17 protein-coding genes are annotated in these 15,552 nt (G+C 33.2%); 8 read left to right on the forward strand and 9 right to left on the reverse strand.

The genetic code is table 11. The features are described 5' to 3' along the window. Positions 1-46 precede the first annotated feature (46 nt). The 4 genes from PBT89_RS04105 (at position 47) to PBT89_RS04120 (ending at position 4,895) form a co-directional block, all read left to right on the forward strand. The gene (locus tag PBT89_RS04105; RefSeq protein ID WP_270063518.1) at positions 47-2,266 is read left to right on the forward strand and encodes a pectinesterase family protein; all 2,220 of its coding nucleotides are present in this window, start codon (positions 47-49) and stop codon (positions 2,264-2,266) included. Between the two features lie 173 nt (positions 2,267-2,439). Then, positions 2,440-3,303: a glycerophosphodiester phosphodiesterase family protein gene (locus PBT89_RS04110; RefSeq protein WP_270063519.1), complete on the forward strand. Its 864-nt coding sequence runs from the start codon at positions 2,440-2,442 to the stop codon at positions 3,301-3,303. A 245-nt stretch (positions 3,304-3,548) separates the two neighbouring features. Beyond that, positions 3,549-3,833 (forward strand): ArsR/SmtB family transcription factor, encoded by a 285-nt coding sequence (locus PBT89_RS04115; RefSeq protein WP_270063520.1) that lies wholly within the window; start codon positions 3,549-3,551, stop codon positions 3,831-3,833. A gap of 21 nt (positions 3,834-3,854) precedes the next feature. After that, the gene (locus PBT89_RS04120) at positions 3,855-4,895 is read left to right on the forward strand and encodes an LLM class flavin-dependent oxidoreductase (RefSeq protein ID WP_270063521.1); all 1,041 of its coding nucleotides are present in this window, start codon (positions 3,855-3,857) and stop codon (positions 4,893-4,895) included. 125 nt (positions 4,896-5,020) lie between these two features. Here the strand turns inward: PBT89_RS04120 and PBT89_RS04125 are convergent, their stop codons facing one another. Further along, the gene (locus PBT89_RS04125; RefSeq protein ID WP_270063522.1) at positions 5,021-5,419 is read right to left on the reverse strand and encodes a response regulator; all 399 of its coding nucleotides are present in this window, start codon (positions 5,417-5,419) and stop codon (positions 5,021-5,023) included. 133 nt (positions 5,420-5,552) lie between these two features. On the opposite strand from PBT89_RS04125, the gene PBT89_RS04130 reads away from it, so the two are divergent. Beyond that, the gene (locus PBT89_RS04130; protein ID WP_270063523.1) at positions 5,553-6,464 is read left to right on the forward strand and encodes a bestrophin family protein; all 912 of its coding nucleotides are present in this window, start codon (positions 5,553-5,555) and stop codon (positions 6,462-6,464) included. 109 nt (positions 6,465-6,573) lie between these two features. Here the strand turns inward: PBT89_RS04130 and hxlA are convergent, their stop codons facing one another. Together hxlA and hxlB are read right to left on the reverse strand one after the other, a co-directional pair. Further along, on the reverse strand, positions 6,574-7,200 hold the full coding sequence (gene hxlA / locus PBT89_RS04135; protein ID WP_270058977.1) for a 3-hexulose-6-phosphate synthase: 627 nt from the start codon (positions 7,198-7,200) through the stop codon (positions 6,574-6,576). Between the two features lie 49 nt (positions 7,201-7,249). After that, positions 7,250-7,834 (reverse strand): 6-phospho-3-hexuloisomerase, encoded by a 585-nt coding sequence (hxlB, locus tag PBT89_RS04140; RefSeq protein WP_270063524.1) that lies wholly within the window; start codon positions 7,832-7,834, stop codon positions 7,250-7,252. Between the two features lie 179 nt (positions 7,835-8,013). Here hxlB and PBT89_RS04145 point away from each other — a divergent pair, with 179 nt between their 5' ends. The 3 genes from PBT89_RS04145 to PBT89_RS04155 all read left to right on the forward strand — a co-directional run bounded on the left by PBT89_RS04145 (position 8,014) and on the right by PBT89_RS04155 (position 10,513). Then, positions 8,014-8,868: a helix-turn-helix domain-containing protein gene (locus PBT89_RS04145; RefSeq protein WP_270063525.1), complete on the forward strand. Its 855-nt coding sequence runs from the start codon at positions 8,014-8,016 to the stop codon at positions 8,866-8,868. Between the two features lie 120 nt (positions 8,869-8,988). Further along, positions 8,989-10,209, forward strand: coding sequence for an OprO/OprP family phosphate-selective porin (locus PBT89_RS04150; protein WP_270063526.1), 1,221 nt, complete (start codon positions 8,989-8,991; stop codon positions 10,207-10,209). Between the two features lie 127 nt (positions 10,210-10,336). Beyond that, the gene (locus PBT89_RS04155) at positions 10,337-10,513 is read left to right on the forward strand and encodes a histone H1 (protein WP_270058973.1); all 177 of its coding nucleotides are present in this window, start codon (positions 10,337-10,339) and stop codon (positions 10,511-10,513) included. Between the two features lie 72 nt (positions 10,514-10,585). On the opposite strand, the gene PBT89_RS04160 is transcribed toward PBT89_RS04155, so the two are convergent. The 6 genes from PBT89_RS04160 to PBT89_RS04185 form a co-directional block, all read right to left on the reverse strand. Then, positions 10,586-11,146 carry a hypothetical protein gene (locus PBT89_RS04160; RefSeq protein WP_270063527.1) on the reverse strand — a complete coding sequence of 187 codons (561 nt, stop codon included), beginning with the start codon at positions 11,144-11,146 and terminating at the stop codon, positions 10,586-10,588. After that, positions 11,139-11,618: an RNA polymerase sigma factor gene (locus PBT89_RS04165; RefSeq protein WP_270063528.1), complete on the reverse strand. Its 480-nt coding sequence runs from the start codon at positions 11,616-11,618 to the stop codon at positions 11,139-11,141. Before PBT89_RS04165 ends, PBT89_RS04160 begins: the two co-directional genes overlap by 8 nt. After that, complete coding sequence (locus tag PBT89_RS04170) at positions 11,611-12,456, reverse strand: alpha/beta fold hydrolase (protein WP_270063529.1); 846 nt, start codon at positions 12,454-12,456, stop codon at positions 11,611-11,613. The genes PBT89_RS04165 and PBT89_RS04170 overlap by 8 nt, the downstream gene beginning before the upstream one ends. A 117-nt stretch (positions 12,457-12,573) precedes the next feature. Next, positions 12,574-14,196, reverse strand: coding sequence for an ArnT family glycosyltransferase (locus tag PBT89_RS04175; RefSeq protein WP_270063530.1), 1,623 nt, complete (start codon positions 14,194-14,196; stop codon positions 12,574-12,576). Further along, positions 14,186-14,824 carry a lipid-A-disaccharide synthase N-terminal domain-containing protein gene (locus tag PBT89_RS04180; protein WP_270063531.1) on the reverse strand — a complete coding sequence of 213 codons (639 nt, stop codon included), beginning with the start codon at positions 14,822-14,824 and terminating at the stop codon, positions 14,186-14,188. Before PBT89_RS04180 ends, PBT89_RS04175 begins: the two co-directional genes overlap by 11 nt. Then, complete coding sequence (locus PBT89_RS04185) at positions 14,821-15,534, reverse strand: glycosyltransferase (RefSeq protein WP_270063532.1); 714 nt, start codon at positions 15,532-15,534, stop codon at positions 14,821-14,823. Before PBT89_RS04185 ends, PBT89_RS04180 begins: the two co-directional genes overlap by 4 nt. Positions 15,535-15,552 lie beyond the last annotated feature (18 nt).

Consider the following 15,552-nt stretch of genomic DNA (forward strand, 5'->3'; position numbering starts at 1 on the left):
TAAGAAAAGAGAAATCCCAGCTTCCAAATTATCCGAAAATATCATTATGAAAAATCGAAAATCAATAAAATATTATTCTTTTTTTGTGCTGAATTTGATACTATTTTTCTTAAATGCTTCATTGCAAGGACAGATATTAGCTTTTCCGGGAGCTGAAGGATTTGGTAAATATACTAGTGGAGGAAGAGGAGGTCAAGTATATAAAGTTACAAATCTTAACGATAGCGGAGAGGGTAGTCTTAGAAAAGGAATTCAAAAAAAAGAGCCTAGGACAATTGTTTTTGAGATTTCAGGCACTATTAATTTAAAATCCTCTTTAGATATCAATCGAGGAAATCTTACTATTGCTGGACAAACAGCGCCCGGTGGAGGAATCACTTTAAAAGGATATCCGGTGAAAGTGAAGGCGGATAATGTGATTATTCAATATCTGCGTTTCAGAATGGGAGATATAAATGGTGTTGAAGATGATGCTCTTGGAGGTCGTGGTAATTCAGATATTATGATCGATCATTGCTCGATAAGTTGGGCAACAGACGAAAATTCTTCATTCTACTGGAACAAAAATTTTACCATGCAATGGTGTATAATTTCAGAAGCATTAAACAGGTCTGTACATCATAAAGGTGCACATGGTTATGGCGGAATCTGGGGAGGCCAGAACGCCAGTTTTCATCATAATTTAATTGCGAGCAATAGTAGTAGGAATCCTCGCTTTGGAGGGTCATCTTCAGTTCCAAATAAAGAAGATGAACTGGTTGATTTTCGGAATAATGTCGTTTTTAATTGGGGGTTTAATAGTATTTATGGAGGTGAAAATGGACGCTATAATGTCGTAAATAATTATTTTAAACCAGGACCGGCTACAAAAGAAGATGTGAAAGCACGAATCTTAAATCCCAGTAAGCCATATGGTCAATTCTTCGTAGAGGGAAATTATGTAGAAGGTTCACAAACCGTTAGCCGAAATAATTGGCAGGGTGGAATACAATGCGACGATCCGATGAAAAGCAAAGCATCAAAAATGTTCGATATTTTAAATAATATCGATACTGAAGATGCCACAACGGCTTACAATAATGTTCTTAAAAATGCTGGCGCCAGTTTGTATAGAGATGAGGTGGACAGGCGAATCATTACAGAAGTAAGATCAGGTAAAACGACTTTCAAAAACGGTATTATAGACTCTCAGGAAGATGTTGGAGGATGGCCTATTTTAAAAAATGGAAAAAGTAAAAAAGATAGCGATGACGATGGAATGCCCGACGATTGGGAAAAGAATAAAAACTTAAATCCCCATAAAAAGGATGCTACTTCAAATAATTTGGATAATAGGTACACTAATATCGAAATCTATATTCAAAATATCACAAAGACTCCAATGTTTGATTTTGTCGTTGCTAAAGATGGTAGCGGTGATTTCAGTACATTAACAGAACTTATAAATAACTTGCCCAATTTTAGAAAAAATATCACCAGAGTTTATATCAAAAACGGTGTATATAAAGAAAAACTGGTTTTGCCGGCTTCCAAGACCAATATCGAATTTATTGGAGAAGATAAAAACCGAACCATTATCACTTACGATGATTATGCTAGTAAACTAAATAGTTTTGGTGAAGGTTTGGGAACAACAGGATCGACATCCTTTTTTATTTTCGGTGACAATTTTTCTGCAGAAAATATCACTTTTGAAAATAGTGCCGGTCAGGTTGGTCAAGCTGTAGCGGTTAGAGTAGATGGAAACAATGCTCATTTTAAAAATTGTAAATTCTTAGGTAATCAGGATACCCTTTATTTACATGGTCAAAACAGCAATCAATTTTATGAAAATTGCTACATAGAAGGTACAGTTGATTTTATATTCGGTTGGTCTTCAGCAATATTTTACCAGTGCGAAATAAAAAGTAAGCGTGATGGTTACGTTACCGCCGCTTCTACGGAAAAAGGAGCTAGCTATGGAATTGTTTTTATCGAATGTAATTTTACTGCAGAAGGGATTGGGCCGAATTCAGTGTATTTAGGAAGGCCATGGAGGAATTATGCTCAAACTGTACTTGTAAATTGTGAACTTCAAGATCACATAAAACTTGAAGGATGGCATAATTGGGAAAAGCCAGAAGCTGAAGAAACCGTATTTTATGCCGAATATAATTCAACTGGGCCAGGAGCTTCAAATAATCGGGTTAATTGGGCAAAAAACTTAACAGAAGAACAAGCGAATAATTTTCTAAGATTATTGAAGGATAGAAAAGAAATGGATTAGAAAAAAATAGAAAGCTTTTAAAAATATTATGACATTCTGGTTTAGAAATTGAGGAGCTATTTCTCCTCAATTTTCTAAACATCAATTTAACTATTCAAATTATATAGTATTTTTATTTTTTATTGTCTGCAATTAACTCTAAACTGAATAGTGAAATCATATATTGAAAATCCATGAAATCCCAAGCTTTATTCATATTCCTGCTAATATCTAGGTTCTGTGGAGCGCAATCTAACTCTTCATTTGAGTACACTAGCGAAAATCTTTTTGATCCTTCTCCCACTGTAATTCTAGTAGCTGCACATAGAGGGATGCATACTAATTTTCCTGAAAATTCATTACAGTCTATCGAAGATGCTATAGTTCATAACATTGATATTGTTGAAGTTGATGTTCGTTTAACCAAAGATGGAATTCCGATTCTAATTCATGACAGGAAAGTTGATCGCACCACTACAGGTTCAGGTAAGGTGAAAAATTTAACTTATCAGGAAATTTGCGAATTATATCTTTTGGATAAAGATGGAACGCCTACTGAGTTTAAAGTTCCGTCACTCGCAGAAGCTTTAGATTTTGGTAAGAATCAGGTCGTATTTGATATTGATCTTAAAGTGAAGTCCAGACATACTAAAAAGGTGGCTCAGGTTATAGAAGATTGCAAGGCCGTTAATTCCGTATTTTTCTATGAAAGCAGATATGCTGTGCTGCGAAAAATAGTGAAGTATCTTCCGTCAGCGATGCGCATGACAAAAGTGAATCCCAATCGACGAGCTATAAAAAGAGCAATGGTAAGTGTTAACCCAGATATTATTCATCTTGGTAATTCAGAAAGCCAAAGGGAATTATCGTTTATAGAAAAAATGCAAGAAAAATATCGAAAACCTGTTTTTGCAAACGCTCTAGGCAAATTGGACGAATCGTTGGAAGTTAGTCCAGATACCCTCAATTATTTTATAAATAAAAAAATCAATATTATTCAAACCGATAAACCCGATGTTGTATTGGAATATCTTAAGTCTAATGATAAGCATCGGTAGTGAAATTATACTGACGTAGAATTGATCTTTGTATTCTTCAAATATTTCTCTAAAACGCTATTGCTAGCAGGAGGTGAATATTTTCTAATAAATGATAGTCTATTTTTCAACATTTCTAGTTTTTTTATAGCAAGCTTAAAATAGATTTCGGAAACAAATTAATTCTTTGATTATGTAAGGTTTTTGCACTATTTGCTACAAACTATGTGTAATGCTTTGTTAGATAAATTATTTAATTAGAGAATTTGAATTTAAAAGAAGTAGAGAAAATAGCTAAGGCTTTAAGTGATCGAAATCGACTGCTCATTTTGAAGGCGATCCAAAAAAACGAAGGGAAATTGGATTGTTCTGCGATTGTCGATTCATTAGATTTATCACAACCTTCAATAAGTCATCATATTAAAAGACTGATAGAAGCCGATTTGATAATTCCGCATAAGGAAGGGCGATTTTATTTTTATTCTCTGAATCAGAAAATTCTGGACGATTATTTAGCGACTCTCAAGAACTTACAAAGCTTCAATAATTAATATATTGAAACATTTAAATATATGAATAGTAAAGACATAAAATACTCGATACTTGAGCTTGCTCATGTTTCAAAAGGAAATACATATAAACAAACTTTAAACAATTCGCTGGAATTAGCAAAATTAGCTGAAGATGCAGGTTATCATAGGTTTTGGTTTGCAGAACACCATAATATGGAGCACGTAGGGAGTACTGCGACTTCAATTCTTATGGGCTATATTGCTGATAATACTTCTAAAATTAAAGTAGGTTCTGGAGGAATTATGCTACCAAACCATTCACCATTGGTGATTGCTGAACAGTTTGGAACTCTAGCACAATTATATCCTGGCCGTATCGATCTTGGTTTAGGAAGAGCTCCCGGAACAGATCCTAAAACTGCGAGTGCAATACGATCTGATTTTATGCAGGCTGCACAATCTTTCCCAAACGAAATTGCTAAGATTGAACGTTATTTTTCGTCAGAGAATAAAACTTCAGAAGTTAGAGCTCCCATAGCTGAAAGTGCAGATGTGCCGCTTTATATTTTAGGTTCTAGTACAGATAGTGCGCACTTAGCTGCCAGAAAAGGACTACCGTATGCTTTTGCCAGCCACTTTGCGACAAAGCATTTACAAAATGCGTTAAGAATTTATAGAGAAGAATTTTCTGCTTCAGAAGTTTTAGATGAGCCTTACTGTATGGCAGGTGTAAATGTAATAATTGCTGAAACCGATGAAAAAGCAAATGAATTATTTACAACATTAATACGAATGTTTCTTGGAATTTTAACCGGAGAAAGAGACGGATTAAAACCACCTACTCCTATGACATCTGAATTAAAAGGAGTACTAGAACATCCTTCAGTTCAGCAAATGCTTAAGTATTCTTTTGTAGGAAGCAAAGCAACCGTAAAAAGACAAGTACATGAATTTTTGGAGGAAACTAACGTAGATGAATTAATAGCAGTTTCTGCGATGTATGATGCTGAAGATCGAAAAAAATCTGTAAGTACATTTTCTGAAATAATGCAGGAAATCAATAAAGAATCCAAGAAACATGAAGATCAAAAAGTGCTGTAATTCTTGAAAAATAAAAATCACACTTCTTAAAGCTGACTATTCTGAAAATGAATGAGTCAGCTTTTTTATTGATGATAAGGGATTCTTAGACGGCATGTTCCAATTTTTATTATAACGTAGAGGTGCTAAATTTTTTCTACTAAGAGTTTTTTAAATAGATTTTTACTTGGTTCAACTTTAATCGGTTTACTAAGATAACCATCCATACCAACCATTTTACCTTTTTCCATCATATTCTCCAATTTATTACCGCTTAGTGCTACTATACGTGTGGAGTGCTTAGTTTCTATTTCTTTTATCAATCTACTCGCTTCAAATCCGTCAATTCCCGGCAACTGGATATCCATTAAAATAAGATCAAAAATTGGCGAATTTCTATAAATAGCTACGCCTTCTTCACCTGTAGCAGCAGTTATAATTTCAGCACAATCAAAAATTTTATTTATAATCGTCTTTACTAAAAATAGATTAACCGGATTATCATCTACCGCCAAAATTTTAATAGGTTGCTTAAAATATTTCATAAAGAATATTAGTGATCTTTAGGTTTTAACGTTATAAGTCTTTTTAATAATGAATAAAAGTATTAAAGTAGTTAAGAATATTTGTAAAAATTTAAATAATATCAAATTTTATTTAATTTAGATAAAAAACTGAATGTTAATTTCCAATAAAGTTAGAATCTCCAGAATTATTGAAGGTTCCTGGACTTATTTTTTAATTGATTTTTTAACTTGTAGCGTTACCTATGCCTTATCTGAGTATTTCAATATTATAAATATTCCCATCCCCGCATTATTGCCAACAATTCTTGGTACAGCACTTGCGTTTTTTATCGGTTTCAACAATAATCAGGCGTATGATCGCTGGTGGGAGGCAAGAAAAATTTGGGGCGGACTCGTAAATGATAGTAGAAGCTGGGCGAGACAATTATTATTTCTGAAGAAAACTACGGAAGAAATTAAAGGAGAAGACAGAAATTTCATTGAAATTTTAGTACGCCGACATATAGGTTTTGTTTACGCTTTAAACAGAGGCCTGAGGAAATCTTCAGAAACCGATTATTTAAATTTCTTAAATGATGATGATTTTGAATACTTAAGACATGAATCTAATAAAGCGAATGCGGTTTTAAATCTTCAGACAAGAGATTTAAACGAATGGTATCAAAAAGGAAAGGTTGATGGTTTTCAATTTATGCAATTAAACCAAATGCTTATTAACTTTTGTGATCAAATGGGCAAATCTGAACGTATTGCGAATACTGTTTTTCCAACTACATATAATTATTATACAAGAGTTTTTGTATGGATATTTATTGTATGCTCAACGCTTGTAACTGCTGAAAGTATTGGAATATGGTCTGTGGTTTTTGGAACTTTAATAGGTTATGTATTTCTTACGATTCACAAAATTGGAGTATCGCTACTTAATCCTTTTGAAATATTACCTACCGGAATTCCTTTAAACTTAATATCACGAACTATAGAAATCAATTTATTGGAAATGATTAGAGCTAAAAATGTTCCAGGACAAGTGGAAAGTGTAAATGAAGAATATGTACTTTAAAAAGATAGGCATGAAATAAGAAGTAGCCTCAAAAATTAAGAGTAAAAAAGGGCTGGTTATTACCAGCCCTAAGACAAATCTACATTTTGAATAATGTAATATCTTGAAACTAGTTTAAAGCTTCTTTTAATGCTTTAGCTGCTGCTGCTGGATCTTCAGCTCCATAAATAGCTCCACCGGCAACGGCAACAACTGCTCCAGATTCTTTAACTTTAGTGATACTGTCAAGATTAACTCCTCCTGCGATAGATACTGGTACACCAGCTCTAGAAGCCTCTTCTACAAGAACATCAATAGAGTATCCTGGTTTTGCCTGCTCATCTAAACCTGCGTGTAATTCTACGAATTCTACACCTAGTTTACTTACTTCTTGCGCACGTTGCACACGATCTTTAACACCAATAGTATCAACAACTACAGCTCTATCGTATTTTTTAGCCGCTTCAACAGCACCAATGATAGTAGCATCATCAATAGATCCTAAGATAGTGATATAATCTGCTCCTGCTTTAAAAGCCATTTCAGCTTCTAATCCACCTGCATCTGCAGTTTTAAAATCAGCAAAAACCATTTTGTCTGGAAATGCTTCTTTCATCGCAGTAATTGCACGTACACCTTCACTTTTAATAAGTGGTGTTCCTAATTCAATAATATCGATATAAGGAGCCACTTTTGTAGCTAAAGCTATTGCATCTTCTGTATTTAGTAGGTCGATTGCTACTTGTAATTTAGTCATAATCCTCTATGTTTAATTTATATTCTTCTTTTTTATTTTACTTTTTAATCTATTCCATATTGGCGTGCATCTCCCATAATTGTTCGGCACTGCTATCAGATTGTTTCCATAAATAATGGATAAGGGCATCGAAAATCAATAAAAATGATTGTTCAAAAAGACTGCCTGCATATTGCTGAGAAATGGAATTACCATGTTCTTGCTTTCCTGCTGCCGGAATAACTACAGTATGATCTGCCAGTTTAGCGAGCGGAGAAGACTCATCTGTTGTAAAGCATACTAAATCTGCTTCATTTTTGTGAGCAGTTTCAGCAGCGTTCAATATAGATTTTGTAGTTCCAGAACCCGATACCGCGATTAAAAGATCATCTTTGGTAATTGCTGGTGTAGTAGTCTCTCCAACAACATATACATGGTATCCTAAATGCATCAAGCGCATTGTAGCTGCTTTTACCATAAAACCAGTTCTTCCTGCGCCCGTTAAAAATATTTTTTTAGCATTTTTAATTGGCTTTTCTATAGCCTTAAGGCTTTCTAAATTTAAAGAGTGATATAGATTTACATGCTCATTTATAATGATCTCGTAAGCATTTTGGATGCTAGCATTTTTGTTATCGTGATTGTTATTATCCATTATGATCGTCTTTAAATTATCCCCCTTTTTGGGGAGGGACAAAATTAATCTACGCAAGAGATCAAATTGGTATAAAATCTGGCAGATATGTGGTACAATTTGCCATATCATCATTTTTGTTGGGTGAAATTAGCTAGTTTTGTGGTACTTTTTGGAAAAGTCTTTTTTTTCAATCTTTTATGACAAAGAATATGCTAAGTGATAAGGTTTTATATATACGCGATTTAATTGATTGTCCTCCTTCTTATTTGGATGATCCCGGCAGGAGAGAATTTTTTGAGATTGTATGGCTTAAAAATGAAAAAGCTTTACACGTTCCTCAGCATTCATTTCAGACCGTGCAGGGAGATTGGATTTATTTAATCCCGCCGTACCGCGTGCATCAATTGAATAAAGCAGGGAAAAAGGGAGTACTGCTATCTTTTAAAAGAGAATTGCTAGAAGATGATCTTAAAGAATTTTTATTGGACGTTTTTAGAATGTTCAATATCCAGGGAGAATTTTCTTGTTTACAGGTCACCGAGCAAAGTTCTAAAGGATTAAATTCTGTCTATAATTTGTTGACAGAAGAATATCAAAAAGATGAAATGAATTTAATTATGATGAAAGCACTTTTGAAGGTTTTTTTGTTGCAATTAATTCAGTTGAAAGATGAACATTTTACCCAACATGATATAAATGAAAAACGAATTTATGAGTTTATGTTACTGTTAGAATCTAATTATTTAGAAGAACGAGATACTTCTTTTTATGCTGAAAAATTAGGAATAAGTGCTAAGCGATTAAATCAAATTCTTAAAGAGAAATTAGAAAAAACCGGTTTACAACTAATTCATGATCGACTAATTTTGGAAGCGAAACGGCAAATTATACATAGCGAGAATACTATTAAAGAAATTTCATTTAATCTAAAATTTAAAGACAGATCGTATTTCAGCAGATTTTTTAAACAACATTCAGGAATGACACCACAGGAATTTCAGTCAAGTGTAAAGAGTCATGTTATTCAGCATGAAAATACTTTAATTAATTGATATTTTGTGTTTTAGCGTATGTTTTTACATATGATTATGTAAATTAAGTGTTACTTTAACGCTAATTGAACGTTAAGAGATTAATTATTTATATTTTTGAAGCCATACTAGTATAAGTTTATGAAGTGTGGTTTTTATAGTATTCTTAGTTTTTTAATACTTTTTTTAGGTGTCTTAGATTCAGATACCGTTTTTTCTCAAAGCGCCGAGGAAAGTTCAGGAGATGTACTAAAAGATTTACAGGTTAATTATGGGGCTAATGGTTTTGAATTTAGAACCAATGACAATCAGTATTCACTTCAGATCCAAAGTAGGTTTCAGTTTCGTTATGCAACGCCGGGCGATCAAGATCCATTATCTTTTAATGACTTTGATGATAATCCTGGTAATGTATTCAAAGTAAATCGTTCTCGGATAAAAGTAGGTGGACACGCTTACAAATCTTGGCTTAAATATTACTGGGAATACGATTTGGGACAATCTAATTTGCTGGATTATAGACTGATGATTGAGCCGTGGGAATTCCTTAATTTTAAAATTGGTCAATTTAAAGTAGAATATAGTAGAGAACGTCGTATTAGTAGTGGCGCACAGCAAACAGTAGATCGTTCTATTTTAAATAGGGCTTTTACGGTCGATCGGCAGCAGGGAATAGAACTTTATGGACGACTAAGAACTGTGGGAGCTGTCGATTTTAATTATTGGTTTGGTGTATTTACTGGGTCAGGTCGTGGGGCTACAGAAAATGACAACAAAGATCTTATGTATTTTGGCCGTTTACAATGGAATGTATTCGGAGAAAATATTGGCTTTACAGGTAGCGATTTAAGTATTCATGAAAAACCTGGAGCCATTATCGCTGTTGCCGGATCTACCAATACAAGTCAGCATACCCGGTTTTCTTCATCTGGCGGTGGATTTTTAGAAGGTTACGAGTCGGAAAACCCGGGGCAATATCGCCTAAATCAGGCTAACATCGAAACAGCTTTAGTTTATCAGGGATTCAGTTGGCAATCAGAAATTCATTGGAAAAAAATTGAAGACCGCATAAATCTAAGAGCAACCAATTTGAGTGGTTACTATCTACAGGCGGGATATTTGGCACATCAAAGTTTTAGCTGGTGGCCAAAACCTTTAGAAATAGCCGCACGTTATGCCAGTTATACTCCAAATACAAGAGTAAAATCTAATTTAGATGAATTAACCCTGGCCTTAAACTGGTTTTTTAAAGGGCATCGCAATAAACTCACCATGGAGATATCTGAATTTGATCTGGAAACTGAAGATATGGGGATAAAAGACGAGTTAAGATTCCGAATACAGTGGGATATTTCCATCTAATATTATTAGCAAGACTAATAATATGCTAAAATTGGGCATCCTACGAGGGAATTTTGATATAAATGCCTGTAAAAATCGAATATTATTTTATTTTCGCTTGTCTAATTAATCTTATAAATATTATAACATGGAAAAATTGGTAGAAAATATCAATGAGACATTCGAATCTTTTAAAGCTGATGCTGATGCACAGTTAGAATCTGGTAACAAAGCAGCCGGAACTCGCGCTAGAAAAACTTCATTAGCTTTAGAAAAGCTTCTTAAAGAATTCCGTAAGGAATCTATCGCAGCTTCTAAAAAATAAAAGCAAAAGCCTCTCCAATTTGGAGAGGCTTTTTACTTAATGCCTGTCTAATAATATCACTTCGCTTCCTTTTTAAGAATGTATTTGCTCTAAATTTTTGATAATTTTCATTTCTTTTTTTATCTGAAAAGCAATTAATAGTAGGAGGGCTACGAATGTTAACACAGCTGAAACTATAATATAAGTATAGAATCCCGAGGAAAGACTTTCTTTGAAACCGGGCAGCAGCAATAAGAATCCAATAACGTATATTCCAAATAAAATTGGTGTCCAGATATAATGAATTTTTTTTCTGGATTTGTAATAGCGTAGCAATTGGTTATCAAATGCTTTCATACTTTGGTGACTGGCAAAATTTTCTTTTTTAATTCCACTCGCATATTCAATCCCCATTCGAATACTAAGACATGCAAGCATCAATCCTAAGCCTAAAAATGTCTGTGAATATTTATAAGCTGAGATATAGAAGAAAAATCCAATCAAAATAATAATCGTGATACCTAAAACGAATTTTGTTATTTTTTGTTTACGATTTATATAATTTGATTTTTTTATAATTTCTTCGGAATTGTTTTTTGGCGCTGGTGTTTCTTTTAGCAACCATTGATTCTTTATATTTTCAAAATCATTCATTTTTTACACATTTAGAAAGTTGATCTTTAATTCGGTGAATTCTTGTTCTTACTGAAGCATGATTAATTCCAATCACCTTGGCAATTTCTTTTTGCGGCAAACCTTCAAGTTCTAATAATATGATCGATTTATTTTCTGCTGAAAGCTGGTCGATACAACGATACATGCTAGCAAACTGACTTTCGGTTTCAGATTCTTCTATGGGATTATCGCCGGCAATTTCTATTTTTAGCGGTTTGGTCTTTTTCTTCCGTAGTTCCTGTAAACACGTATTTACGGTAATTCTATAAATCCAGGTAGAAGTGGAAGCTTCACCCCTAAAATCATCTAAATATTGCCACACTTTTATAAAAACTTCTTGCGCTAAATCTTTAGATAAATCTTCGTTACCACTAAGATACCCTAAACAAAGGCGAAAAACTCTTGGGTAATTGGCGGCATATATATCCTCGAATATGATTTTTTTATTCATCGATACTTAAGGTGATATTAATTTGATTCTTTAACCATTCTGGTTGGTCAAACATTATAAAATGCTTTGAATTTTTAGCAAAAGTAAGTTCGTAGCTTTTCAGGTTTTCGTACTGGTTTTTATAATTTCTCTCAGCTGTTTCTTTTCCGTAAGGAAGATCTGCAGCAAGAATATAAACCGGAATATCAATATTAGATAATTTCTGGCGTAAATCTAATTTCAGAAGATCAGTATACCCATAAACATAGGTTTTGCGATCAGCTTTCATTAGATCTTCAATAATCAACTTTTGGCTTTCAGGATTGGTACTCATCCCAGTTGCCATTTGCGTAGCCATATTTTTAAATTCTAAAGTATCCATCTTTAACAAGTGCTCATTATAAGGATTTTCATATTCTATGGAATCACTATTATAGTCAGGCAACATTAATGCACCCATGGCAGGTAAGGCGTCGATTAAGATCAATTTTTTAAAGTTTGCGTGTTCTGAAGCCAACCACAATCCTAAAGTACCACCCATACTGTGACCTATTATTACAGGATTTTTTAGCTCATTTTTTATAATGTAAGTTTCGATATCCTTTTTAATTGTTTTAAGCCATGGAAAAGGGATAGGAGCAACATCGCCGAAACCTGCAAAAGTGAATGCATGTATTTCATGATTTTTAGAAAGGTCTTCAATAAGACTTTTATAAACTGAAGATGTACTTGTAAAACCGGGAAAAAGTAAAATTGGCTCACCGCTACCAGATTTTGTGACTTTAAAACTGCTTTGACTAAATGTATGGTTTGTAAAAAGCAGAAAGCAAAAACTAAAGAGTAAAATGAAATTTTTCATAAGAAAAGATTTAAGATTTATCCTTTAGATACTTTTTGCGCCAAATGTTACATGGGTAATTTAAATATTTTTCAGGAGAGAGTGGATTGAGTTACTTAAATCTTTAATCCAATATTATTACTTTTTTTTGAGTAAATAAAAATCGCGAATCAGGCGATCTTTATATCCAGATTTGTTCGGGTTTACTTGATTTAAGTCATACCGATCAACTTTCTCGATAGAATACTTAGAAAATTTTTCTGAAGTGATAGTGTCATTTGGAGATATGAGTAAACCAAAAATTTTCTCTTTCGGCAAAGAGAAACTAGCGTTATCTTTTAATATTGGAATCGGCTCACCATAATTCCAGATAATTTCCGGACTAAAAGACTTGTATTCGTAAACTTCAAATTGCTGTTTTTGGGACAGCTTTCTTAATTCAGAAAATGCCTTGTAATTAGGATTATTAATAAGAGTATCCACAAGCGGAAAACCTAAAATTATGATCACACAGATGAAGCTTATAGTGAGATAAAAAATCTTTGCAATTTTTTTCTTTTTGAAGAAGTAGAATATTCCAAACCCAATACCTGCTAAGGCAATAGATGTTAGAGTGTACCATAAATAATAAATTCCGCTAAGTTTTAGAAAAAATGGAGCAATGAGAGGAAAAGTAATACCTATTATCGCAATGAGTCCAAAATTAAAATAAACAATCCATTTCTCTTTCAGCTTTAAAATTGAATAATTTCTGAATAAATATTCTATGTAAAATGAAGTGTTTATTGCCATAGGAATCAGTACCGGTAAGAGGTATCTAGACTTTTTCTCGGGAATAATGGAGAGAAGTATTACTGAAATAAGTGTCCATAGAATAGCAAATTGGTATACTTTTTTATTGCTAACTTTATTTTTTAAGTAAGGGTAAAGCAGCGCAACGAAAGATGGAATTGTCCAAATGCCACTTTGCGTAAAGAAGCTCCAATAATAATAAAACGGCCGAATGTTATAACTTCCCCAGTTTGATGCTTCATCTTTAGCGATATCTAAAAATGCAATAGGGTCAGCTATTCTTATATAAGCAAACCACCATAATCCAACTGATAAACCAAGAAATAAAAACACGATCAGAGCAGGCCATTTTCTTTTAAAATTCTGAAATTTGTAAATTATACTATAAGCAATTAAAAAGGATAAAAATAGCGTGTAAACAGAAACTGGACCTTTACTTAATATAGAGAATCCAAAGAAAATTCCTCCCAACAATGTGTTGTGCCATAGTTTTTTGTCATCATTAAATAATCGAAATAAAAAGTAAATAGATACCATCATAAACGAATGAGTAAAAATGTCCCATTGTCCATTTCTGCCAGAAAAGATGATATAAAAAGAAGTAACTTCAATAAGCGCTGCTATAAATGCTTGTTTTCGGGTAATATTTAGTAATTCTAAAAATTTGTATAAAGAAACTGTAAGTAAAGTTGCCGCGCATGCAGCCGGTATGCGTAAAGCCCATAAATTTTCAATACCAAATATTTTAGCCGAAATTGCAGTTAACCAGGTCGGTAAAGGAGGTTTTTCGTATCTAGGAATATCGTTTAAAGTGGTAAGTAGCCAATGATCTAAAGTTAACATTTCTCTAGCCGAACCAAAATTTCGAGCCTCCATAATATTTATGTAAATAGCATCCAGATTAATGAAAAATATGAGGATGCAAACAAAAATGATGGCAAGCAAATATCTATGAAATTTAAGCTTCATTTAATTGTCTTTTAGCTTTTTTATGTAAGATAATATTTCTTACATAAACTATACTTCCAAAAATATGTCCTGTAAATAAAACGGGATCTTTTCTAATAATAGCATAAACTAAAATTAAACTGGCGCCAATAAGGCTTAATATCCAAAACCCCAATGGGAGAACACTTTCCTTTTTTCTTTCAGAATAGATCCATTGATATAGAAACCGAAGATTAAAAATAATTTGAGCAATCGTACCTAATATCACCAGCCAGATAGGAATGCTTTCATTACCAAAGAAACGTTGCAAATCTAATGTGCCATTATTATAATTGTAAAGTAGTATAAAAGCAGGAAATGTATATATGAGTAACTGAAATATACGTTTAATTTTATCCCATTCTCCTTGCAGTTGTAAATTTCTAATATAGATATAATAGGTAATAGCCTGTCCAAACATGATCGAGAAATCATCCTGTAAATCGCCATAAATAAAGAGCAGAAAAGACGCTATTAAACTCAACTTCCAGAAAATACTCGGCGTCAAGACTTTTTGATGTTTTTCAGAAAGGATCCATTGCAACAATAAACGTCCAGAAAAAAGAATTTGAGCAATAAAGCCTACACTATATATAAGCCAGGGATTCATCCTTTTTTCGCTACATTGTAATTAATATACTTTTTCTTCATCCAGAGGTAAGCAAAACAATCTACTAGTGGCCCCAAAAGCCTATTCCAAAGGTGAAATTTAGCTTCACCAGCAATCCGCGGATAATGTCTTACGGGTATCTGTTTTACTTTTCCATTTTGTAACATTATCATTGCTGGTAGAAAACGGTGTAATCCTTTAAACATCGGGATTCTTTTTGCATAATCTGCTTTTATTATTTTTAATGGACAACCGGTATCATTCATTCCATCCTGGGTGAAACTTTTACGAATTCCATTAGCAATAAGCGAAGACATGTTTTTAATGAAAGAATCTTTGCGATCAGCGCGCCATCCAGTAACTAGATCATACTCACCAATATCTTTCATTAAAAGATTAAAATCTTCGGGATCTGTCTGAAGGTCAGAGTCTATATAACCAATTAAAGGTGTATTGGCGTGATCAAACCCAGCTTTTATGGCGGCACTCAGTCCGCAATTTTTTTCAAAAGAGATAAAATAAAAAGACTCATTTAGACTACAAATCTTTTCTATAAAGGAAAGGCTATTATCCGAGGATCCATCGTTAACTAATAGTATACAGGTTGGTTTGCTTGCAATTTTAAGGTACAGAGAAAGTTGTTCTTTTAATCTTTCCAGATTTTCTTCCTCATTATAAATTGGTACAATAATCGTAAATTGATATTCCATGCTTACAAATTATTTACA

Origin of the sequence: Zunongwangia sp. HRR-M8 (assembly GCF_027594405.1) — a bacterium.
Taxonomy (GTDB): domain Bacteria; phylum Bacteroidota; class Bacteroidia; order Flavobacteriales; family Flavobacteriaceae; genus Zunongwangia.

Coding starts and splice junctions, on each gene's coding strand:
- PBT89_RS04150 (WP_270063526.1), top strand. CDS start 8,989: ATGAAGTGTGGTTTTTATAGTATTCTTAGTTTTTTAATACTTTTTTTA.
- PBT89_RS04110 (WP_270063519.1), top strand. CDS start 2,440: ATGAAATCCCAAGCTTTATTCATATTCCTGCTAATATCTAGGTTCTGT.
- PBT89_RS04165 (WP_270063528.1), bottom strand. CDS start 11,618: ATGAATAAAAAAATCATATTCGAGGATATATATGCCGCCAATTACCCA.
- PBT89_RS04130 (WP_270063523.1), top strand. CDS start 5,553: ATGTTAATTTCCAATAAAGTTAGAATCTCCAGAATTATTGAAGGTTCC.
- hxlA (WP_270058977.1), bottom strand. CDS start 7,200: ATGACTAAATTACAAGTAGCAATCGACCTACTAAATACAGAAGATGCA.
- PBT89_RS04105 (WP_270063518.1), top strand. CDS start 47: ATGAAAAATCGAAAATCAATAAAATATTATTCTTTTTTTGTGCTGAAT.
- PBT89_RS04180 (WP_270063531.1), bottom strand. CDS start 14,824: ATGAATCCCTGGCTTATATATAGTGTAGGCTTTATTGCTCAAATTCTT.
- PBT89_RS04155 (WP_270058973.1), top strand. CDS start 10,337: ATGGAAAAATTGGTAGAAAATATCAATGAGACATTCGAATCTTTTAAA.
- PBT89_RS04175 (WP_270063530.1), bottom strand. CDS start 14,196: ATGAAGCTTAAATTTCATAGATATTTGCTTGCCATCATTTTTGTTTGC.
- PBT89_RS04170 (WP_270063529.1), bottom strand. CDS start 12,456: ATGAAAAATTTCATTTTACTCTTTAGTTTTTGCTTTCTGCTTTTTACA.
- PBT89_RS04185 (WP_270063532.1), bottom strand. CDS start 15,534: ATGGAATATCAATTTACGATTATTGTACCAATTTATAATGAGGAAGAA.
- hxlB (WP_270063524.1), bottom strand. CDS start 7,834: ATGGATAATAACAATCACGATAACAAAAATGCTAGCATCCAAAATGCT.
- PBT89_RS04145 (WP_270063525.1), top strand. CDS start 8,014: ATGACAAAGAATATGCTAAGTGATAAGGTTTTATATATACGCGATTTA.
- PBT89_RS04125 (WP_270063522.1), bottom strand. CDS start 5,419: ATGAAATATTTTAAGCAACCTATTAAAATTTTGGCGGTAGATGATAAT.
- PBT89_RS04160 (WP_270063527.1), bottom strand. CDS start 11,146: ATGAATGATTTTGAAAATATAAAGAATCAATGGTTGCTAAAAGAAACA.
- PBT89_RS04120 (WP_270063521.1), top strand. CDS start 3,855: ATGAATAGTAAAGACATAAAATACTCGATACTTGAGCTTGCTCATGTT.